The sequence below is a fragment of the Rothia sp. HMSC064F07 genome (genome assembly GCF_001837265.1).
In the GTDB taxonomy this organism is placed as follows: Bacteria; Actinomycetota; Actinomycetes; order Actinomycetales; family Micrococcaceae; genus Rothia; species Rothia mucilaginosa.
Map to the genome: position 1 here is coordinate 1 of NZ_KV831925.1, position 22,603 is coordinate 22,603.

Genomic DNA, 22,603 nt, shown 5'->3' on the forward strand with positions numbered 1-22,603 from the left:
GCGTTCACTGTATGGTTTTTGGATAACAATCCAATAGGCAATAAAAAGAGCCCGCTTGCGCGGGCTCTTTTGCTTTAACAGCTAAAGCTGGAAAGGGGCAGACCCGTGCGGGTCTGCCCCTTTTTTTTGTGCCCTCAGACCCCTGTCTATGAAGCTTTGTCTACAAGGAAGAATGCTCTTCACAGACACACTGGGATAGAGTAGAACCATGCACTACCCCATGTTTTCCCACGCACCAGAGCCAGTCGATCAGCAGCACCAACACAACGGTGAAGAACGAACGGCAGCCCTCTACGTAGAGAGCACGCTGGAGCCTCACGAAACCTGGGCGGCACTGACCGAATACATTCACCTCTGGTGGCCCAGGCAGCTCCTACAGAGCGAGGAAAGCCATATCGATTTCTCCACCGAGCTGCTGCTCGAAGAGACCGCAGACGGGGATATTATTCCTGTGGCACGCATTATCCAATGCGAGAACGAAGACGTCCTCACCATCGCACCCTACCCGGGTACACGCCTGGGACGGCTCATGGGCGTAGCTGAAGAATCAGAAGAAAGCCTGAGCTTCATCCTGGATGCTCTAGCCCCGGAGACCGCAGAAGGACCGTTATCCCTGCTCGAAATCAGTAGCGGCACCTACACTGGTCTTGAAGACGAAGAACTGGGCATCTACGCGGCACAAGAAGAAGCAGCTGCCCTTCTCATGGGCGCCTACAGCCGCTTTATTGGAGCTGAACTCCAGCGAGAAGAACTATAGGGGCTCGGAGGTAAAAGAGGGTTCTCAACCCCGGTAGAGTTGTATGTCATGAGCACACAGGACCAGAACACCCCGCAGCAGAAGGAAGCACGCCCCATCTGGGCGCGGCTCCGTACTAAAGCCACTGCAGAAGCGGTGCAACCTCAGCATTACACCAGGCCTCAGCATTACTCCAGAGCTGACATGCTGAAACAGAGCAATATCTGGTTCCGTAAACAGGGTGCGCCCCTCATTATTCCTGCCCGCCAACGTGCTCTCGATGCGTTCCCACGCTCCGTGCCGTGGATCCTGTGGGCTGGCATCATGCACATCTGCTATATCTTCCTGCGCAACATTCTCCTCTTCGTAGTAGAGGACGTGAAAGGTTCCCTACCGAACTACATCAAAGCTCTCACAAGCGATAGTGCCCTCAGCAACGAAGTACTCCCAGTGCTCGTACTCGGCGGGATTTTCCTCGTTATGCCGGTTATCTCCGGTGTGTTCATTACTCTTGCCCACGTGCTGATGGTCCGTACCCCGCGGTGGGTTCAAATCACCACGGGTATTCTTACCGTACTTTTTGCCGGAATGCTCTTTACCGCCGGTGTCTTTGCATCCAACACCCTCGACGGCCTCGACTTCGTCTACGACGGCGGCCAAGTATTCCCGCTCATCGTTATCGGAATCTACCTCGCCATCTTCCTGGGCGTAGATACCGTACTCGGCTGGTCCCTCAAGCACGCCATCCACCAGGTCGCATCCCTGCCGCCCATGATCGCGAAAGTACTGCCCGTACTCATGGTGTCCGTGCTCTTCATCTTCGTGAACGCAGACCTCTGGAAGCTCGCCAACGGGCTCAGCTTCCCGCGCACCTGGGCAGTTCTGGGCCTCATGGGGCTACTCGCCGTGTTCGTGGTCGTCACAACCTCCCTAGAGCGCACAGCGCGCCTGCTGGGGCGCTCCAGAGGTGACAACATCGCACGCTTTAGCGACAACGACTACGAGTATGCCGCAGCCCTCGAAGGCGGGATCTGGAACACCGCCCAAGACTGGGTCGAAGAGATGAAAATCCTCGAACACCGACCCCTCAAAATCGCGCCCTGGAGCAACCTCATCATCATCCCCATGATCGGGCAGATTATTCAGGCGACCCTCTTCATGCTGCTCGTCTTCGGATTCTTCATGGGCTTCTCGTCCATCGCAATCAGCGACACCACCATCGAATCCTGGATGAGCATCAAACCCGAACACCTCAAAATCCTCGGCGTAGACACCAACGTCAACGCCGTCGTCATCAAGGTGTCCATGATCGTTGCCGTGTTCTCCGGACTCAGCTTCGTTGCAACCACGAGTAGCGACGAAAAATACGCCCGAAGCTTCCTCAAGCCCATGATTGAGCGGATCAAGCACATCCTGATCATTCGCGATATCTACCTGGGCCTACTCGCCATGCCCAAAAATGAAGTGCTCATACCCCTCGAAGAGGAGAAGAGCACTGAAAAAGAGACTGACAAAGCATAAGGAGGCAAGTCAGGGGGATAAAAGCTAATGGGTCGACAGGTTCATCGTCAGCAGGTTGAACACCAGGTACGCCATCAGAAGAGCCGTGGCACCATCCAAAACACGCCACGCTGAAGGGCGTGCAAAGAGCGGACGCAACAGGCGCGAACCATAGCCTAGCATCAAAAACCAGACCAAGCTACCGCAGCAGCAGCCCAGGTAGTACCACCAACGGCCCGGATCGCCCTGGGCGTTCGCCAGCGAACCCAAAAGAATAGTCGTATCTAACCACGCCAGCGGATTCAAATACGTCACCGCCGCCGTGGTCAGCAGAGCCGCCTTCAACGACTGAGAATCACCCTCCGCATCATCAACCACAATCGAGTGCGGAGTAAACACGCGGCGGCCAGCCTCAAAACCAAACCACGCCAAAAACGCCGCACCCACATAACGGAACACCTCAATAAACCACGGCGCCGCATCCAACAGGGCACCCAGACCCACAACGCCCAAACCAATCATCAGAGCATCCGACAGAATGCAGAAAATAATAATCGGGGTAATATGCCGACCCAAAATACCCTGACGCAGCACAAAAGTTCCCTGGGCACCAATAGCCGCCACCAAAGAAATCGTGGTGGTAGCACCCAAAAACAGCAGGGAGAGGGATGCGGACATCGTGAAACTTTCTATGTTGATCAAATGGGGTATGAGCCCGCGTGCGTAGTGGCGGGTAACGACTCTCTTACTACCAGCTTGCCAGGCAAAAGCTCGCGACGCAGGGATAAAGCCTGCGTTAGCTGAAGTGTGAAGTGCCAGAGACGAGAATACGGGAAAAAGGACCCTAAATCTATCTAAATATTTTCACACTGCGTAAGATATTCTTATGACACGTTTCAGTACCGACCAGCTCACCACCTTCGCCACCGTCATTGAATACGGCACCTTCGACGCGGCAGCAGATATCCTGCGAGTGAGCCCCTCCGCCATCTCCCAGCGCATCAAAGCCATGGAACAGATCGCCGGAAAGGTCCTGCTACGCCGAAGCAACCCCGTCACCCCCACCGACGCCGGACAAAGCGTACTGCGCATCGCCCGACAGAGCGAATTCCTGCAGCAAGAAATGGAACGCGAACTCATGGGCACCGGCGGCTTCCAGAGCGTCTCCGTTGCCGTCAACGCCGACTCACTCGCCACCTGGTTCCTCGACGCCGTAGGAACCCTCAGCCGCGAAGACAGCATCTTCTGCGACCTACGACGAGAAGGCGAATTCCACTCCTCCGCCATGCTCCGATCCGGAGAAGTCATGGCAGTCATCACCTCCAAACCCGAAAAAATCCCCGGCTGCTCCGTTGAAACCCTCGGCGTGGCACGCTACTGGTGCGTTGCCACCCCCGACTACGTACAGCGGTACCTACCCGGCTGGCCCAAGACCATGAGCCACGAAGAGCTCAATCGTGCCCCCGTCGTCGAATACGACCGTAAAGACTTTGTGCAGGATGTGGCACGAGCCCTCATTGAAAAAGAGGTAGGCCTAGAGGCAGAAGAAACCTTCATTCAAAGCCCCACCATCTACATTCCCTCATCTCCGGACTATGCGCGCGCCGTCAGCTCGGGTATTGCCTGGGGCCTCATTCCTGAGGCGCAATGCGCCGAAGAGCTCAAAAGTGGGCACCTCGTGAAGCTCGCCGCAACCCCGGTAGAATTCCCCCTCTACTGGCAGCGCTGGAATATCAACTCGCCCGTTATGGAGACCGTAACCCGCCGCGTCCACGAAGCGGCGCGAGGCGACCTAATCTACTAAAGGGTTTATTGAGCCAAGATCCTGAAATTAACTAAATTGTTAAAAATATATGTCTGACTAGACTATATTCTTATATAAGAATATAAGAACTGGGTGATAAAACCCTATAACACCCCACCACATATAGAGAGGCGGCTGTCCCACACGGGACGGCCGCCTCTCTATAAGCTCTAACGCCTAAGTCATAACGCCTAAACTCTAGCGCCAGCGAGTCATCATCAGCATGCTCACCATCATGGCGCCCACGCCAACACTCACATTCCACATACCCAAATCAGGAATCGGGAACAGGCCCTGCGTAATGTAGAAAATAATAATCCACAGAATGCCCACCGCCAACAGCGAGAACATAATCACGCGGTACCACAACGGAGTCTGCTCCTTCAGCTGCGTGCCGCTCTCCATCTCACGAGCAATCTCACGCAGACGCAGCTCGCTCGCATCCTCCACCTCAGACTTAGCAGACTTCTGAGACTTCTTCTTGGACGATGCCTTAGCCGAGTTGGTCGACATACTTCCTCCGCTTATTGTTGTATGGGTAACCTAAAAATATATGTTCACACCTATCTTTGCAGACTTACGGGATGATTTCACCTTCTCCGTGCGTTGAAAGATAAGGAACGCCACCCGGCACCCAAGAAACATACACAACCCAAAGGACAAAGGAGAACGCATGAGCCAAGGAACGGCACCCACCGCAGAGCGCCGCCCCCGCACCGTGCTGCACTGGATCATCCAGATTACAGGCGAACTCCTTATCACCGTCGGCCTCCTACTGTTGCTCTTTGTTGCCTGGCAACTCTGGTGGACCAACATCGACGCCGACCGCACCCAATCCCAAGCCGTCAGCACCCTCGTTCAGGAATTCGACTCCAACCCCGCCGAACCCCTCCCCGACTGGGACCCCAACACCCCTCCCGCAGGTCTGAGCGAACCCGGCCACGGTGAAGTCTTCGGTGTCGTCTACATCCCCAAGTTCGGATCCGACTACCAGCGCCCCGCCACCCAGGGCACCAGCTCTGACGTGCTCGACTCCCTCGGACTCGGCCACTACGAAGGAAGCGCCATGCCCGGACAGGTCGGCAACTTCTCCCTCGCAGGCCACCGCCAAACCCGCGGTAAAGTCCTCAACGACATCGACCTGCTCACCGAAGGCGACCATATCTACGTGCGCACCAAAGACGGCTACTACACCTACACCGTCTATAGCCACGAAATCGTGCAGCCCGACCAGGTAGAAGTCATCGAACCCGTCCCCGGACAGCCCGGCGTAGCACCCACCGAGCGCCTCCTGACGCTCACCACCTGCCACCCGCGCTACGGCGACACCGAACGATACATTGTCCACGCCCGCCTCGAATCCTGGCGGCCCGCAGCAGCCGGAGCGCCCGCAGAAATTGCCGCCTCCGTCGCAAAGTCCTAAAGCAGAGAGGAAAAGCAGATGTACGCATGGATTTTCCGTCATCTCCCCGGCCCCCTGTGGGTTCGCATCATCATCGCCATCGTGCTGATACTCGCCGTAGTCTACCTGCTTATGGAATTCGTCTTCCCCCACTTCGCAGAATACGGCCCTTTCAACCTGAACGTCACCATCAACCATTAGCGCTAAGGACGTGCCATGACCCGCATCCTTGTCATCGACAACTACGACAGCTTCGTCTTCACCCTCGTCGGCTACATCCAGCAGCTCGGCGCTGAAACCACCGTCATCCGTAACGACGAATACGAACTCGACGCCGTCGTCAAGCTCGCCGAAGAACACGACGGCGTGCTCGTTTCCCCGGGCCCCGGCGCCCCCGCAGAAGCAGGCGTCATCATTGACACTATCCGTTGGGCAGCCGAAGCGAAGAAGCCGCTACTGGGCGTATGCCTCGGCCACCAGGCCATCGCGGAGGCATTCGGTGGCACCGTCACCCACGCCCCCGAACTCATGCACGGCAAGACCTCCCGCCTCGTGCACGAGAACGTTTCCGTGTTCAAGGACGTGCCCTGCCCCTTCACCGCGACCCGCTACCACTCCCTGGCAGTCGTACCCGAAACCATGCCCGCGGTCCTGGAAACCACCTCCACCACCGACAACGGCATCATCATGGGCCTGCGCCACCGCGAAGCCCCCATGCACGGCGTACAGTTCCACCCCGAATCGGTCCTCACCGAAAGCGGATACCTCATGCTCGGTAACTGGCTCGAAGAAACCGGCCTGCAGGGAGCCGCAGAGCGCGCTAAGAGCCTCTCACCCCTCATGGCTTAGTAACTTTTAGGTTAGACCGCCATCAATGGCTTATATCGCCTCCAGAAGCCCCGTAGCAGGCATGCTACAGGGAAACTGGAGGCGATAGCTATATCTGGACCCCTAGCTACGAGCAAACCCAGATACACAAAAAGGGGAGGCGCCCCACACCCAATGGTGTAAGAGCGCCGCCCCTTTTTGCTAGCCGCTAGAACCCCTTAGCGGGCGTTAGCGTTTGCGTTGTTCGCATTGGTATTCGCGTTAGTACCCTGAATCGTACGGGTACCCGCAGTAGCGGACGCAGCCGGTGCCGGAGTAGCCGTAGCGGTAGAACGCTGCTGGTTACCAGTAGTAGCGTTCTGGTTACCGGTCGTTGCCGCAGGCTGAGTAGCCTGCTGGTTAGCCGCGGTAGAACGCTGCTGGTTACCAGTAGTAGCGTTCTGGTTACCGGTCGCTGCCGCAGGCTGAGTAGCCGCAGTAGTCGGAGCGGTCGTCTGAGTCGGAGTAGCAGCCACACGGATCGTCACAGTGCTGTTCTGAGCCACCAGAGTACCCGCCGCAGAGCTCTGCGAAAGCACAGTGCCCGCAGGACGCTCGTTAGTCTGAACAGTCTCGATGTTGGTGTTCAGCAGAACATCCTGAGCGGTCAGAGCAGCAATCGCCTGATCCTTAGTCAGACCCACCAGCGAGGGGACCTTCACCTTACCGGAAGACAGGACAATGTTCACGGTGCTACCAGCCTCAACGGTCTGAGCGCCCTTATCATCGGTCGAGCCCTTCTCCGGGGACAGCTCCACAACCATACCCGCAGGAACGGAAGCGCTCTCCACGGTGGATACGCGACCATCCACCAGGCCCAAGTCCTTCAGAGCGTTACGGACATACGCCTCGCTCTGACCCTGCAGGTTATCCGGCAGCTTGACCTTCTCCGGACCGCTCGAAACGGTCACAGTCACGGTCGAACCCTTGTTAACCTTCGAACCAACACCAGGCTCAACGCTAATCACGTCGCCCTTCTTGATGTTGTCAGAGTAAGCCGTACGGTAATCCAGCACGAAGCCCAAGTTACGCAGCTGGTTATCGGCATCATCGCGGGAAACATTCACCACAGCCGGAACCGAAACCTGCGGAACCTCATTGAGCTTGTTCTGATAGTACAGAACCGAGCCGACACTGAAAACCAGCAGAGCCGCAATCAGAGTACCCACAAGGAAACGAACCCACGCACGCTTACGCGGCGAAGACTCATCGTACTCCGCGTACTCCTCATCGTCGTACAGCTCCTCATCGTCTTCATACTCGAAGAAACCGTTAAGGCCGCCGTCCTCCACCGAAGCCTCAGTAATCGAGGTGGTGTACGGGGCGTAATCCTCACCCAGAGAAGCGGTAGTCGCCGAAGGCACAAACGCAGTAGTCATCGCTGCATCCTGAACCACGGTCTCTTCACCCGGGCGAACAACCGACACCAGAGCCTGAGCGAACTCAGCCGCGCTCTGATAACGCTCATCCGGGTTCTTCGCCAGACCCTTCAGAATCACAGCATCCAGACCAGCAGGAACCTCAAGCGGGGTGAACTTGCTCGGAGGCTCAGGAGTGTCAGAGAGGTGCTTAGCCGCCAGATCAACATTCGACTCAGCATCGAACGGAGAACGACCAGCAATCATCTCGTAAATCACGCAAGCAGCAGAGTACAGATCGCTACGGGCGTCAACATCCTTGCCGCTCACCTGCTCAGGGGACATGTAGCGTGCGCTACCCATCACCACGTTAGCCTTGGTCAGCGCCTCGCCAGCTTCCTCAATGGCACGGGAGATACCGAAATCCATGACCTTAATCTGGCCCGGCTGACCCTTAGCGATATCCTCGCTGGTACGGTCCAGCACCATAATATTCGCCGGCTTAATATCGCGGTGAATAATGCCCATCGAATGGCTGTACTGCAAAGCACCCAGCAGCTGCTCGGAATAACCCAAAGCATCACGGACCGGCAGGTGGCCGCCACGGGACAGAATGGAACGCAGAGTATGACCCTCCACGTACTCCATCACGATATAAGGAATAGCGGTGCCCTCTTCCGAAGAATCAGACTCCTTGCCATCCTGCGAGGGGTTATACGAACCGGTGTCATAGACAGCAACAATCGCAGGATTGTTCAGAGACGCCACAGCCTCCGCCTCACGCTTAAAGCGTGCGCGGAACGTATCGTCCTGGGCCTGCTCCGGGCGCAGAATCTTAAGCGCAACCTTGCGGCCGAGGCGAGTATCCTCAGCAGCATAAACGGTTGCCATCGCACCGGTACCGATTACCTCGAGTACCTTGTAACGGTTATCAACCGTGTCGGGAACCGACAGGTCCATAAGTTCTCCTGGATTACTAAGACTAAAACTAAATCAAAATGTAGGGGCTAACGCGCCGACGCGGAAGCGGAAGCCGACGCAGACGGTGCAGCAGAAGCGCTCGCACTCGAACCCCTACCCGAACTGGAAGAGGCCACATACATGTCTACATTACTACCAACCGTGACCTTGGTGCCAGATGAGGGGGTAGTACGAAGCACCGTACCGGGGGCCGCCGTGTCCGAATTCTCATAATGCAGAGAAACGTTCACACCCAGAGCAGCAACAGCCTTCGACGCCTCATCAACGTTCTTACCCTCAAGGTTCGACGGCAAAGTTACCGACTTCGGACCGGTCGAATAGCGAACAGTCACGCTATTACCCTGCTCCAAAGTACCCGTCGGAGAAACCGAAATAACCGTGTTCTCCGGCTGAGTCGACTCAACACCCTCAGTCTTGGGGGATAAGCCAAGGTTCTTCAGCTCGTTCACCGCATCCTGCAGCTCGCGACCCTCATAGTTAATCGCGTTGACGGTCACCTTCTGCTTAGCGGCACGGGCAGAAGCAGACTCAGCCGGCTCCACCGTCGAAACGGTACCCGTGTTCGTCGGAGCAACAGACGAAGAAGCGCTCGGAGCCGGATCAGACGAATCGCCACCATTATTAGAGGAAAGGACCGTCCAAATACCGCCGGCAATCAGCACGATTGCCAGAAGCAGAGCAACCCACATCCACACGTTCGAGCCACGCTTCGCTGCAGGAGCAGGAGTAGCCTTCACACGACCTGAAACCGGACGCATCGTCTGCGCACTCGTGCGAGGAATCGGCGCCGTCGTCGGCTCCGGCGAGAAACGACCACCAGAACCGAAACGCGGAGTAGCAGAAGCACTAATCGGCTCAGCCGCAACATCCATAGCGGTCATCGCGACAGTAGCGTCGTCAGCGTTCTCCTCAGCCAAGAACTGAGCCAAAGAAGGAACAGCCTTCACCGCAGCCTTCAGGTCGCGGCGACGAATCGCATCCACCGCAGAAGCCAAAGCGGTCGCATCCTTAGGACGCTGAGCCGGGTCCTTAGCCAGCAGGCACATAATCAGCGCACGAGCAGGAGCCGGAATGGTCTCCGGAAGCGGCGGCGGCGGGTCATTCACCTGAGCCAGCGCAATCGCAATCTGCGACTCACCCGTAAACGGACGACGACCCACCAGGCACTCATAACCGATAATGCCCAACGAGTACATATCCGAAGACGCGGTAGCCGCCTGACCGGTTGCCTGCTCCGGCGCCAAATACTGGGCGGTACCCATCACCTGGCCGGTAGCCGTCAAGGGCACCTGGTTAGCCAGACGAGCAATACCGAAATCGGTCACCTTCACACGGTCATCCGGAGTGATGATGAGGTTACCCGGCTTCACGTCACGATGCACCAGACCCTGCGAATGAGCCGCAGCCAACGCGCGAGCGGTCTGAGCAATAAAGTTCAGAATACGGTCCGGCGGCAGGGTAGTCTCATGCTCGATGATGCTCGAAAGCGGATTACCCGGCACCAGTTCCATGACCAGGTACGCGGAGTTGTCCTCCTCACCGTAGTCGAAAACATTCGCTACGCCGGGGTGGTTCAACAGCGCCGTATTACGGGCCTCAGCGCGGAAACGCTCCAAGAAGCCCGGGTCACCGGTGTACTCCTCCTTGAGGATCTTGACCGCAACGATGCGCCCAAGCACCTTGTCGCGAGCTTTCCACACCTCGCCCATACCGCCAATCGCGATACGTTCGGTTAGGGTGTAGCGCCCGCCCAAAGTGATATCAGCCGCAGGCCTCACTTGTTCAACACCGCCTCAAAGAGTTGCTTACTAGTACTGGTTGCCAACTGGGCACCGGTCGCCACGTCAATATCCTCATAAACCACAGCAATCGCAATCTGAGGATCATCAGCCGGCGCGAAACCGGTAAACCAAGAATTATTCAAACCTGCCGTGGTCTCCGCGGTACCGGTCTTACCCGCCACCTTCACACCGGAGACACCAGCATTACGTGCAATACCATTATCAACCGCATTCACCATCCACTGCTTCACCTGGTTGGCAATTTCAGGGCTAGTGGACGTACGCAGCTTCTCAGGAGAGAACTCCTGCAAAGTGCTCAGGTTGCTGGTCTTCACCGAACGAATCAGGTTCGGCTTCATCTGCACGCCGCCATTTGCAATCGCTGCAGAAGTCATCGCCACCTGCAGCGGAGTGGTCTTCACGTCGTACTGACCAATCGCCGACTGGGCCAGCTGGCTCTGCGTCAGATTCGACGGGAAAGACGACTTAGAAACCGTCAAAGGAATCTTCAAATCCTGGCCGTAACCAAAATTCTCAGCGGTCTTCGCGATACGCTCCTGACCCAAATCCATCGCAATCTGCGCAAACGGCGTATTACAGGACTGAGCCAAAGCCCACTCAATCGTCGCCTGAGTGCGGGTCGAACACTGACCGCCCGTATAGTTCGGTAGGCTGATGTTCGTGCCCGGCAGCGGCAACTGCGCGGGGTTCGCAATGACCGAAGATGCGTTGTACTTGCCGGACTCCAGCGCCGCCACCGCATCAATAATCTTGAAGGTCGAACCCGGCGAATAGGTGTTACCCGCAATCGCACGGTTAAACAGGGGGCTGTCCTCGTCAGAAGTCAGCGCCTGATAATTCGCCAACACCGAAGAGCTCGTATGAGACGACAGAAGATTCGGATCATAGGACGGCGAAGAAGCCATCGCCAGAATCTCACCGGTCTTCGGGTTCAACGCCACCACAGCACCCTTACGGCCCTGCAGAGCGTTGTAGGCAATATCCTGAAGCTTCGAATTGATCGTCAGCTCCACGCTGGCGCCCTGTGCGGAAGAACCGCTAAACAGCTGCGCCACACGGTCGTAGAACTGGCTATCGCTCGTACCTGCAAGCTCCTTATCCATAGCAGCTTCCAAACCGGTCGCGCCATAAATCGTGGAGAAGTAACCCGTCAGAGCCGCATACTTGAGCGGGTGGTTATACACACGCTGGTAGTTGTACTCATCATCGGACTTCACCGACGAAGCAATCTCCGTACCATCAACCACGATTGAGCCACGTGCCGAACCGTAATTATCGTAGAGAGCTCGGGAATTCCACTGATTATTCATCAGAGTCTTCGAATCGAAGAACTGAATATAGCTGAGGGTGCCCATCAGCAGGACAAACACGCACGCGGCAGACATCCACATGCGGCGAATAGCCCTATCCATTCTTCTCACCTCCAGAATCCTTAGCCGTAATACGCGCCAGAACGCTAGTAGCACCCTCCGGCTCGTAGCTAGTGTCCGCATGGTCAATACCCTGCGGAGCATCATAACCAGCCACCAGGTGAGGTGCGCGGGCACTATGAGAAATAGACAACCACAGCGCCACAATAATCCAGTTAGCCACCAACGAGGAGCCACCGGCAGACATGAAAGGAGTCGTCAGACCAGTCAGCGGAATCAAACGAGTCACGCCGCCAATCACCACGAACAGCTGCAGAACCATGACCGTAGACAGGCCGGCAGCCAATAGCTTGCCGAAACCATCACGAGTACCCAATGCCGCACGGTAACCGCGCGAAACCAGAAGCATGAACATCATCAGGATGGCACCCAGACCCACCAGGCCCAGCTCCTCACCCAACGAGGAAATAATCATGTCCGAATTAGCGTACGGGACGAGGTTCGCGCGGCCCTGGCCCCAACCGCGGCCAAAAAGACCGCCGTAAGCCAGACCGAAAACGCCCTGCAGAATCTGACCCGAACCGCCAGGAGACGCCTGGTAAATCTCCGGATCAAAAGCATGCACCCACGCATAAATACGGGCGTGCACGTGCGAGACATAGTGGTACGCGAAATAGCCACCCACAGCCATACCGATACCCGCAACCACCAGCCACGAAATACGACCGGTCGACAGGTACAGCATCGCCATGAATAGACCAAAGAACATAATTGCCGAACCAAGGTCCTTCTGGAACACCAGAACACCCAGGCTCACAATCCACGCCAAGAACACCGGCGCCAAATCACGTAGACGCGGCAGATTAATAGGGCCGATGCGGCGGCCAGCCACCAGAATCAGGTCACGGTGTGTCGCCAAATAGCCGGCGAAGAAAATCGCCAAAGTAATCTTCGCGACCTCACCCGGCTGGAACGTGCGGTTACCGATATGAATCCAAATACGAGCACCATTGAGCTCCATACCCAGACCCGGAACCAGCGGCATGATGAGCAGAATCATCGACAGCACCAGGGAGGTGTACGTGACCTTACGCAGCAGGCGGTAATCCCTGAGCACGAACACGATAATCGCGCACAGCACCATCGACACGCCGGTCCACATCAGCTGACCGTCACCCACTGGAGCCGCAATCTGCGGATCCAGGCGATAAATCATGGTCAAACCAATGCCGTTCAGAGCCACCACCAGCGGCAGAATAAACGGATCAGCATAACGCGCACGGAACTGCATGACCAGGTGAATAAGAAGAGCACCGGCACCCAGCACCACCGTGCACGGCAGCCACTGGCTCTTCGACGTATCAAAAGCATGCTCCGGATCAATCAGGTACATGCCGAACGAGCTGATACCTACCGCCAAAACCAGCAGGAAAAGCTCCGTGAAACGGCGTGCACGAGGCGCATCCGACTCACGACGGAACGAGAACTTAGCCATTGTTCTCACCGCCTACCGCAGCAGGAGCCTCCGAAGAAGCCGGCTCAGGAGCCGGGGATGCCGAATCAGAGCTCGGTGCCCCAGAGCTTGGAGCCTCACTGGGCGCCACAGAGCTCGGGGAAGCAGAAGCCGATGCCGAGGCAGACGCAGAAGCTGCAGCCTGCTCAGCCTTCTCACGAGACTGATCTGCCTGAGTCTTCAAACGAGTCACAATCTGGTGCGCATCATCCAGGTCCTTCGCCGTAATCGCATTACGCAACAAAGAACGCGTATGATCGCTCAACTCACTCGTAGGAATATCGGTATTCTCCACCACATGAGAAAGACGAATCGGACCCAACGCATGCGGAATACCGTTGTACACCGCAACCGTGCCGTCACTCTCACCCACATAGTAGCTACGCTCCACATAGCGCAGACCGGTCCACGCAGCCAGCGTCACAATAGCTGCAACCAGTAGAGTAATGAACAGGCGAATCGACCACGACCGCGGACGCGAACGCTCAACAGTATCCTCAGCGATCAGCTCCTCCAGCTCAGCCGGCAAGGTCGCCTCATCAGACTCAACCTTCAAAGGCACACGCTGAGCCACCGTCGCACGATGCTCCAGGGTACGCGAAGTCACCGCCGGAATCATGCCGGTCTCAGTAGCCACCGAAGCGGCACCAACCAGCTGATGCGGGCGGGAACCCAATTCGCTACGCAAGATCGCAGCATTCGTAAGAGCCGCATCCACGGCGTTATCGTACGTACCGATATGGTGACGCACCGCCCCAGAACCACTGTGCAACAGGGTTCCAGAGAAGTCACGAGCACGACGGAAACGGCGCAACGACCGACGATGAGGCTCCTCAGAGTCCTCATCATGGTGCGCACCCAAAATAGCCTCAGCAGCCTCAGCCGTAGCAGCAACCTCGGGAAGCTTCTGAGTATTCGTGCTGACCTCCTGCTCCGCCACAATCGAATCAGACAAAGCAGAATCAGGCAGGCTCGAAGGACCCACCGGCTCATCCACCGGCAAAACCTCACGGTCAATCACCTGCAAGGACACAACCGTCACGTTATCCGGAGCGCCACGCTCCAAAGTCATTGCAATCAGGGTGTCAGCAATCTCAGACAAATCATCAGTAGAACGCATCACCTGCTCAATCTCCGACAGGGACACCACAGCATCCAAACCGTCCGAAGAGAGCACCCAGCGCTCGCCGGGAACAGCGTCCAGAGTCTTCAACTCCAGCTCGGGGGACGCATCAACATCACCCAGAACGCGCATAATCACGTTCTTATGGGGGTGGTTCTCCGCCTCCTGCGGGGTAATACGACCCTCATTGAGCAAGCGCTGCACAAACGTATGGTCAGTAGAAATCTGCTCAAACTCACCATCAGCGCCCGGACGCAGACGATACGCACGTGAGTCACCAATATGGGCGAACTCAATGCAATCACCATCAATCAGCAGGGCAGTACAGGTCGTGCCCATGCCCGCCAGCTGCGGATCATTCGCCGCCAGCTCATTAATGATCAAGTTCGCGCTCTGAATCTCATCAGCCAGATAGACGCCGCCAGCACCATCCTCAAAATCGGGGTGATCGAGGGGAGTCAAATTCAAAACCGTCGTAGCCGACGCGACATCGCCGCCCACGTGGCCGCCCATGCCATCAGCAACGACAGCAAGGAAACGACCACCGTAGCCGGAGTCATCATTCTTCGAGCGTTTCAGACCCGTATCAGAGCGGGCCTCAAAACGAAAAGCAATCTTCATACACTAGCCCCTCAACTGCATGGTGGTACCGCCAACGCGGAAATCATCACCGGGCTCAATCGGGGTCGCACGAGTCAGACGCTCGCCATTGACGAACGTACCATTAGTAGAATTCAAATCCTCAAGGAACCAACGGGAACCCTGAGGGAACAGGCGCGCATGGCGGCCCGAGGCGTAATCATCCTGCAGGGACACCTCAATGTCATTAGCGCGGCCAATAGTAATCGGGTGGTCCCCCAGCTGCATCATCGCGCCAGCCTGCGCACCGGCAGTAATCACAAGCTGCGAAGGACGAGTCGGCGGAGGCGCAATATGGGTAGCCTCCGGAACCGCATCAACCGGTGCCGCACGATAGTTCTTACCCAAACCAAGGTCACGGCGAGCCGCCGAAACCACCAGGAAAACAAAGAACCAAATCAGAGCTAGAAAAGCGTAACGAAGGATAGTAACGGTCAATTCAGACGCCATTAACGGACACCTCCGGTCGAACTATGGAAGATGATGCGGGTATTACCCATGCGAAGCAGCGAACCGTTCGCCAGCACCACCGGCGCACGCAGAGGCGCACCATTAATCAACGTGCCGTTGGTAGAACCCATATCGGTGGCGACCACCGCACCACCCTGCATCGAAAGCTGCAGGTGACGGCGAGAAACACCCTTATCGTCCAGACGAAAATCAGCATCAGAACCGCGACCCAGCACAAACGGCAGGTGGTTCACCGGGTGCATGCGACCCTCAATCTCCAAGAAGAAACGGGGAGCACCCGCCGCGGGGGACGCTACAGGCATGTTCAGGCGAGGCGCAGGAGCCTGCTGAGGCGCAGGGCTGGGTGCAGGCTGAGCCGGCTGAGCAGCCGGCTTCGTAATGCGGGTCGGCAAAGAAGACTCACGCGGCGGACGCACCGGCGCGTAGTTAGTGGCGCCGCGCAGAGACGGGGATGCCGGAGCCTCCGGTACAGAGAACGGCTCGAAAGTCGCAACAACCTCAAACTCGCCCTCAGAGAGAGAATCAAGAACGTTGAACGTCACGCGAACCGCGCCAATGAGGGTGTAACCCTGCGCGCGGGCGTGCGAAATCGCCAAATCGCACAGCTCAACAGCGAACGGGTTGCCCCACTCGCGAACGCGAGGGAAATCAACCGGTGCGAAACGGAGAGTATAGACATTAGGAGCCATAGTGCGGCCACTGCCGTCCACGTAGGACTCGTCATCCATCATGATGCGGACGCGGTTAGCGACATCCGCCTTCGCAAAGGTGCCGAAGCCCTTGGAAAGGCCGACAGTGCGGCCGATGCCTTGCTCCAGCTTGCCCAGCTTGTCGAAAAACTTCATGCCGCCTCCTTCTCAACGACCATTCCGAGCAACAGACCGCGCAAACGGTCTTTATCCGAAAGGCTCAGTTTAACGAGCGTGTCTGTGCGTTAGCTGTGTGTCCTGTGAATGAACACACCCGGTTCTATTTTAGGTGATGCACTCGCCATCGCTCTGGAACCCCGTCATTTAGCGGGGAATTGGTTATGGATATGAAAAAATCCCCGGTTCTTTCGAACCGGGGATCGTTGGTGCGCGAGGGGGGAGTTGAACCCCCACGCCCTCACGGGCACACGGACCTGAACCGTGCGCGTCTGCCTATTCCGCCACTCGCGCATGTGTCTTACGGTGTATCACCGCAGGCAACACATAAAACTATACGGACTGTATGCGGTGCTGTCCAATTGAGAGAGTGTGACCTTCGTTACTTAGAGGTGGTGGAGGGTTCAGAAAGAGCCTCCGAGGCGCTATTGGGGGCACTACCGGACACTCCACCGGAAGTAGCCGCATCGGACGCAACCGCGGAACCCCGCGCCATACGCTCGTTTTCGGCACGCTCCCGATCAATGCGTTCCAGACGCGCGCGCAACAACCACGTCACCGGACCCACATACGGCAGGCACAGCACCAGCAGAAGCCACTTCAGCTTCTGCACCTCCGAAAAATGCGGGTTCCGATGAATCGTCACCAAGCACAATAGCGCCAACGCAATACCAGCCAGAAACACGACCGTGACCACCAGCTCCAGTACGGCACGCCAATCCATAAACCCTCCTAATATCCTTCCTAAGCATACAGACCCGGAGGAATCCGCAAGCCCTCAGGGTAGTTCAAGGAGGCGTTCAGAGCCTACCCCGATGGGCAGCCCCATACGCCCCTCAAGCACGCAAAAGGGCCCGCCCCGCAACACAGCAGGACGGACCCTCCACAAAGCCTTACACAGAAACCTGCGTGTAGCTTACAAACTAGCGGCTAGCCTTCTTCGCAACACGACGCTCAGCAGCCTTCGCATCATACTCAGCCCAGAACTCACGGGTAGTCACCGCATCAGTACCATCCCACGCCGCAAGATTCTTCAACTCAGGCATATCCGAAGCCTTGAAAATCGGCTCCAAACCAGCCTTACGCTGAGCCTCATAGTTCTTCAACACCGCAACAACCTGCGGAGTCATCAACAGAACCGCCGTCAAGTTCACAATCACCATGCCGGCATTCAACATATCCGCGGTAGTCCACACCAGATCCAGCGAAGAAATCGCGCCGAAGAACACGAACACCAGAACCAGCGCACGGAAAATATTCATCGGCAGCTTACGCTCAGTCACAAAACGCATATTCGACTCGCCGTAGTAGTAGTTACCAATCACAGTCGAGAACGCAAACATGAAAATCGCGATAGTCAGGAAGTGAACCGCCCAATCGCCCAGCTGCATAGCCAACGCCGACTGAGTCAGCGACGCACCACGAGAACGATCACCATAAGTCGGGTTCGACAGCAGAACAATAAACGCAGTCACAGTACACGCCATCATCGTGTCAAAGTAAACACCCAAAGTCTGCACGTAACCCTGCTTAGCCGGGTGAGAAATAGTAGCGGTCGCACCAGCGTTCGGAGCAGTACCCATACCCGCCTCATTAGTCAGCAGGCCACGCTTCATACCCCAAATCACGGCACCCATCGCGCCACCGGTCACGAACTCCTTAATGCCAAAAGCACCCTGGAAAATCATCAGCAGCATCTCCGGAACCTTGCCAATGTTCAGCAGAACAACCAGCAGACCCAGCAGCAGATACAGTACCGCCATAATCGGCACCAGCCACTCAGTCACTGAAGAAATCGCGCGAATACCACCGAAAATAATAGCCGCAGTCAGCGCCACCATAATCAGACCAATAGTGATGCGGAAGCCCATCGAGTTAGTACCCGAAACATCAATGCTGAACGAGTTCGCCGCAGCATCCACCACAGCATTCGTCTGAACCGCCACAAACACGAACGCATAAGTGACCACAATGAACGCCACAAAGATGTAACCCATCCACGGAGCGTTCAGGCCGCGCTTCATGTAGTACGCCGGACCACCAATATAGGAATCCTTACCGCGCTCCTTGTACAGCTGACCCAGAAGGGACTCCGCGAAAGCAGAAGCCGCACCAACAGCAGCAATAACCCACATCCAGAACACAGCACCCGGGCCGCCCATAGCAATAGCCAAAGCAACACCCGCAACAGTACCGGTACCCACACGCGAAGCCGCCGAAACAGTAAACGCACGGAACGAAGAAATGCTCTTCTTACCGTCAGCCTCACGAGCAACCGGGTCACCCAGAACACGGACCATTTCCTTAACGGAACGCCACTGCACACCGCGAGTACGGATCGTAATGTACAGACCAGCCGCAATCAGAGCGTAGTAGAGGAAATTACTCCACATCCAGTTCTGCACGGCATCCACGGAGGAAGTCAGTTCCGCAGTCTGCGTATTAATGTCCCCGATGATATTCAGAAGAAAATCCACTCGGCACTCCAATCTTGAAAGCAAAAAGCCCGCACGCTCAAACCCGAAAGACGGACAGCGTGGGGGCTACATTGCTGGGTGGCGCGGACTCAAAGCCGCGTAACGGAGGCACATACGCTCCGTATGATTAGTCACCTCATTGTGTCGGGTACGCCCCCCGCTCGGCAACTTAAATAAGGGGCCCAAGTCAAAATGTAACGAATACTTAATATATGGGCAGAGTAAATATAGACTCCGTGGAGGTGTTGACGGCACCGGCAGGGCGGGCACAAAAAGCCCGGCACAAGGTACAAAACCTCGCACCGGGCTTAGCGGAGAAGCGTGGGTATCAGTCGGGCTACGAACGCTCAGGCTTCACAAACGGGAACGACAACACCCCACGAATCTGCGTCTGAGCCAACAGCATCACCAAACGGTCCACACCCAGACCCAAACCACCCGTCGGCGGCATACCCGTCTCCAAGGCGTAAAGGAAATCCTCATCCACCTCCATCGCCTCCAGGTCACCCGAAGCCGCCTTCAACGACTGCTCCGTCAGGCGCTCACGCTGCACCAGCGGATCCGCCAGCTCCGAGTAGGCACAGCCCATCTCCATGCCGTTAATCACCAAATCCCAACGCTCCGCCAAACCCGGAACACTACGATGCGGCGCCGCAAGCGGACTCGTCTCCGCCGGGAAATCCGTATAGAACGTCGGCTCCACCGTATGCACCTCAACCAGCTCACCATACAGTTCCTCAACGATGGCACCCGGACCCATACCCTCGTGAACACGCACACCGTGCTGCTGCGCCAAAGCCAGCAACTCCTCAAAATCCGTCTGCACATCCACTCGGCGACCCAGCGCCTCCGACAGAGCATCACACACCGACACCACACGCCACGGACCCGACACATCACGCACCACGCGCTCGCTCGAAGCCTTACGACCCAGCGGCAAAGACACCGAACCAAACACCGCCTGAGCGGCATCCTTAATCAGACGCTCCGTCAACTCACGCATCTGCACATAATCCGCATACGGACGATACGCCTCAAGCACCGTAAACTCCGGATTATGGGTCGCATCAGCACCCTCATTGCGGAAATCACGACCCAGCTCATATACCGGACCGCTACCGCCCACCACCAGGCGCTTCAAATACAGCTCCGGCGCAATACGCAGCGTCAAATCCTCACCGTACGCATTGATATACGTGCGGAACGGACGCGCGCTCGCGCCACCGTGCACCGTATGCAGAATCGGGGTCTCCACCTCAAGGAAGCCCTCCGCATCCAGGCGGGCACGCAGTGCCTTAATGACCGCAGTACGCAGGCGCAGATTCTGCATCTGGTCCGGATGCACCAACAGGTCTGTGGAACGGCGACGCAGGCGCGCCTCCGGGTCAGTAAAGGAGTCGAAGGGGATGGGGTGCAGGCTCTTCGACGCCATGTACCAGGAGGCGGCAATCAGCGATGGAGTGCCGTTACGGCTCACCCCGTAGGTGCCCCGCACGGTGATGATGTCACCAGTATCCAGGTTGCGGGAGGCGAGGCTCAACGGGTGCTCGCCCACCAGGCTGCGTTCCACGACGACCTGCAGGGTCTCACCCCCTTCAATGAGGATTGCAAAGAGGACTCCACCGTGGTTGCGAAGCGCGCGAATACGCCCCGAAACCATGAATTCCGAATCTGGAATATTTTCAGAAGAGAATATACTCAGGGCATCCTTCACGCCCAGAATAGGCGCACCATTACTGCGTATCTCACCACCCAGCGGATACGGATCCATGCCCGCCGCACGCAGCGCCTCCAGATGGCGCAGACGGTGCTGAGTCTGATCGCTACGCGACACCTCAGGAAGCTCTTCCACAGAAGCGAGCTGCATCTGGCGAAGAGCCTCCAGCTCATCTGTAGAAAGAACCTGCTCCTGATCCTGCAAACGGCGCGCCGACAAATTCGGTAAAAAGCCCTCCGCCATACCCGACGCAACCACAACATTCGCCATCGCCAACGTCGGCTCCGTCGCCAAAAAACGAGGAACCCACAGCGGGGCAAACTTCAGATTGAAACGATACAGGCGGCGTAACTGCAGAAAACGATCCAGCACACCCAAAGAGCGGGAAGCAAAACGGTTCCACGCTGACGCACCCACCTGATCAGCAGCCTCAAAAATATGGCCAAACATCGCAAAATTCAGCGACACCCGACGCACACCCAAAGACGCCGCCTGCTCCATCAGCGACGCCACCATAAACTCCACCACACCATTAGGTGCCTCAGGGGAGCGGCGCATAACATCCAAAGACAGCCCCGTAGGACCCCACGGGACGAACGACAGCAGAGCCACCATCTGACCAGCCTCATCATGAGCCGACACCAGAACAGACGAAGAATCCGCCGGATCATTCACACGATTCAGAGCCATCGAGAAGCCACGCTCCACACGCCCATGACGCCACGCCGAAATATTCTCCGCAACCTGCTGACGCTGCTGCTCATCCAGCTCCACAAAGCGACGCATCTGCGCCGTGTACCCGCCGCGACGCACACGCTGAACCGCCTGACGCACCGGTAGCATCGACGTGTCATTGAGCGTGAAACGGTCCGCCTCAAGGACCGCCTCCTCACCCATCTGAATAATCGACAGGCCCGCACGGTTATAGGCGCGCGCACCCGCCTCACTCACGCTCAGCGCCGCAGGAACCCAACCATAGCTACGCGCCTGCAGCATCCACTGCTCAATGGCGGCATCCCACGAATCAGGGTCACCCACCGGGTCGCTCGACGCCAAACACACCGAACCCACCGAACGGTACGTAATCGCCGCCCTCTGATCCGGAGAGAAAATCACCTGCTTATCGCGACGCGTCGCAAAATAGGAGAGCGAATCATTGGCACCGTACTGCTGTAGCAGAGCGCGAATCTTCAGCTCCTTCTCGCCGGTCCACGCATCCGGGGCACGGTAACCGCGCGCCAACAGGTACAGTGCCGCAACCAGCGAGGCGCCGTAACCGAAAGAAGCCAAAAAAGCGACCACATCGGCAGACCACACGCCAGGATGGGTACGCTCAATACCCATGCCGTGCATCAGCAACTCCCACGGGGTCACCGAACGCAACGGCTCCCACACACCAATGTGGCAGAGGTACCAGAGCACCAGAGTAGTCAGCAGGATACCGCCAACAGCCGTCGACGCCGCACCCACCCACGAGAGGCGACCAATACGCGCCGGGAACGCCGAACGAATCGAGAAAAGGAAAGGCACCAGCGCGCACGCAAACACGATGGAGAGCGTATCGACCGTCGAGGAGAAAATACGGTCCTTCGGCATAATCCCCGCGGGGAACACCAGAGTGAATGCGCTATGGCTGGCGATCAGCACACCAAGCACCTGAAAAACGATGGCTGCAATGAGAGCGGCACGCTTGCGCACAATCAGCCCGGACACAAGCACAATCATCGTGATGGCGCTGGGTAGCGTGTGCGTGGAGGGAATATTCAGCAGGTCAGCGGTGACTTCCCACCAAGTGAAGCCGCGACCGTGCCGCAGAGGAGAAATAATCCACGCGAACGTGGTCAGTAGCGCGGCAAAGGAATACACCCCAATCACCACGCGTGCTGATATCTCTGCATACCTTGAAGGAGGCGCGGGCGCCTGCCCTGCTCGTGCTGTACGGCGACGTGAGGTAGTGCGGTGAGACATCATTATCAG

The 22,603-nt window shown here is 57.1% G+C and carries 18 protein-coding genes and 1 tRNA gene; 6 read left to right on the forward strand and 13 right to left on the reverse strand.

From position 1 onward, the window contains the following. Window positions 1-208 precede the first annotated feature (208 nt). Both HMPREF2712_RS02080 and HMPREF2712_RS02085 read left to right on the forward strand, forming a co-directional pair. Window positions 209-757: a GTPase gene (locus tag HMPREF2712_RS02080; RefSeq protein WP_070819144.1), complete on the forward strand. Its 549-nt coding sequence runs from the start codon at window positions 209-211 to the stop codon at window positions 755-757. Between the two features lie 48 nt (window positions 758-805). Then, window positions 806-2,257, forward strand: a complete 1,452-nt coding sequence (locus tag HMPREF2712_RS02085; protein ID WP_070819145.1) for a D-mannonate dehydratase — start codon at window positions 806-808, stop codon at window positions 2,255-2,257. 24 nt (window positions 2,258-2,281) lie between these two features. Here HMPREF2712_RS02085 and HMPREF2712_RS02090 read toward each other — a convergent pair whose 3' ends face one another. Then, window positions 2,282-2,914, reverse strand: coding sequence for a LysE/ArgO family amino acid transporter (locus HMPREF2712_RS02090; RefSeq protein ID WP_070686897.1), 633 nt, complete (start codon window positions 2,912-2,914; stop codon window positions 2,282-2,284). A 208-nt stretch (window positions 2,915-3,122) separates the two neighbouring features. Here HMPREF2712_RS02090 and HMPREF2712_RS02095 point away from each other — a divergent pair, with 208 nt between their 5' ends. Continuing rightward, window positions 3,123-4,040 carry a LysR family transcriptional regulator ArgP gene (locus HMPREF2712_RS02095; RefSeq protein WP_070819146.1) on the forward strand — a complete coding sequence of 306 codons (918 nt, stop codon included), beginning with the start codon at window positions 3,123-3,125 and terminating at the stop codon, window positions 4,038-4,040. A 198-nt stretch (window positions 4,041-4,238) separates the two neighbouring features. On the opposite strand, the gene HMPREF2712_RS02100 is transcribed toward HMPREF2712_RS02095, so the two are convergent. After that, the gene (locus tag HMPREF2712_RS02100; protein WP_070684535.1) at window positions 4,239-4,553 is read right to left on the reverse strand and encodes a cell division protein CrgA; all 315 of its coding nucleotides are present in this window, start codon (window positions 4,551-4,553) and stop codon (window positions 4,239-4,241) included. 160 nt (window positions 4,554-4,713) lie between these two features. Here HMPREF2712_RS02100 and HMPREF2712_RS02105 point away from each other — a divergent pair, with 160 nt between their 5' ends. Genes HMPREF2712_RS02105 through HMPREF2712_RS02110 form a run of 3 tightly spaced genes read left to right on the forward strand, consistent with a single transcriptional unit; the run spans window position 4,714 to window position 6,291 of the window. Further along, window positions 4,714-5,463 (forward strand): class E sortase, encoded by a 750-nt coding sequence (locus HMPREF2712_RS02105; protein WP_070819147.1) that lies wholly within the window; start codon window positions 4,714-4,716, stop codon window positions 5,461-5,463. An 18-nt stretch (window positions 5,464-5,481) separates the two neighbouring features. After that, complete coding sequence (locus tag HMPREF2712_RS09050) at window positions 5,482-5,643, forward strand: hypothetical protein (RefSeq protein WP_005507386.1); 162 nt, start codon at window positions 5,482-5,484, stop codon at window positions 5,641-5,643. Between the two features lie 15 nt (window positions 5,644-5,658). Beyond that, the gene (locus tag HMPREF2712_RS02110; protein ID WP_070819148.1) at window positions 5,659-6,291 is read left to right on the forward strand and encodes an aminodeoxychorismate/anthranilate synthase component II; all 633 of its coding nucleotides are present in this window, start codon (window positions 5,659-5,661) and stop codon (window positions 6,289-6,291) included. Window positions 6,292-6,488: 197 nt separating this feature from the next. On the opposite strand, the gene pknB is transcribed toward HMPREF2712_RS02110, so the two are convergent. From pknB to lysX, 11 genes are all read right to left on the reverse strand, one after another. Further along, a complete protein-coding gene (gene pknB / locus HMPREF2712_RS02115) occupies window positions 6,489-8,627 on the reverse strand; it encodes a Stk1 family PASTA domain-containing Ser/Thr kinase (protein WP_070819149.1) in 2,139 nt (712 codons plus the stop codon). Window positions 8,628-8,674: 47 nt separating this feature from the next. Further along, window positions 8,675-10,426 carry a protein kinase domain-containing protein gene (locus tag HMPREF2712_RS02120; protein ID WP_070819150.1) on the reverse strand — a complete coding sequence of 584 codons (1,752 nt, stop codon included), beginning with the start codon at window positions 10,424-10,426 and terminating at the stop codon, window positions 8,675-8,677. After that, complete coding sequence (locus HMPREF2712_RS02125; protein WP_070690350.1) at window positions 10,423-11,862, reverse strand: peptidoglycan D,D-transpeptidase FtsI family protein; 1,440 nt, start codon at window positions 11,860-11,862, stop codon at window positions 10,423-10,425. The genes HMPREF2712_RS02120 and HMPREF2712_RS02125 overlap by 4 nt, the downstream gene beginning before the upstream one ends. Beyond that, window positions 11,855-13,315: an FtsW/RodA/SpoVE family cell cycle protein gene (locus tag HMPREF2712_RS02130; RefSeq protein WP_005507381.1), complete on the reverse strand. Its 1,461-nt coding sequence runs from the start codon at window positions 13,313-13,315 to the stop codon at window positions 11,855-11,857. Before HMPREF2712_RS02130 ends, HMPREF2712_RS02125 begins: the two co-directional genes overlap by 8 nt. Next, the gene (locus tag HMPREF2712_RS02135; RefSeq protein ID WP_070819151.1) at window positions 13,308-15,077 is read right to left on the reverse strand and encodes a PP2C family protein-serine/threonine phosphatase; all 1,770 of its coding nucleotides are present in this window, start codon (window positions 15,075-15,077) and stop codon (window positions 13,308-13,310) included. The genes HMPREF2712_RS02130 and HMPREF2712_RS02135 overlap by 8 nt, the downstream gene beginning before the upstream one ends. 3 nt (window positions 15,078-15,080) lie before the next feature. After that, window positions 15,081-15,545 carry an FHA domain-containing protein FhaB/FipA gene (locus HMPREF2712_RS02140; RefSeq protein WP_005507379.1) on the reverse strand — a complete coding sequence of 155 codons (465 nt, stop codon included), beginning with the start codon at window positions 15,543-15,545 and terminating at the stop codon, window positions 15,081-15,083. Beyond that, window positions 15,545-16,411, reverse strand: a complete 867-nt coding sequence (locus HMPREF2712_RS02145) for an FhaA domain-containing protein (protein ID WP_070616214.1) — start codon at window positions 16,409-16,411, stop codon at window positions 15,545-15,547. Before HMPREF2712_RS02145 ends, HMPREF2712_RS02140 begins: the two co-directional genes overlap by 1 nt. A gap of 228 nt (window positions 16,412-16,639) precedes the next feature. Then, window positions 16,640-16,726 (reverse strand) — tRNA-Leu (locus tag HMPREF2712_RS02150). A gap of 88 nt (window positions 16,727-16,814) precedes the next feature. Next, entirely contained in the window at window positions 16,815-17,156 is a 342-nt protein-coding gene (locus HMPREF2712_RS02155; RefSeq protein WP_070633879.1) for a PLDc N-terminal domain-containing protein, read from the reverse strand. Between the two features lie 199 nt (window positions 17,157-17,355). Further along, on the reverse strand, window positions 17,356-18,909 hold the full coding sequence (locus tag HMPREF2712_RS02160; RefSeq protein ID WP_070819152.1) for an alanine/glycine:cation symporter family protein: 1,554 nt from the start codon (window positions 18,907-18,909) through the stop codon (window positions 17,356-17,358). A gap of 337 nt (window positions 18,910-19,246) precedes the next feature. Further along, window positions 19,247-22,597, reverse strand: coding sequence for a bifunctional lysylphosphatidylglycerol synthetase/lysine--tRNA ligase LysX (gene lysX, locus HMPREF2712_RS02165; RefSeq protein WP_083323932.1), 3,351 nt, complete (start codon window positions 22,595-22,597; stop codon window positions 19,247-19,249). Window positions 22,598-22,603 lie beyond the last annotated feature (6 nt).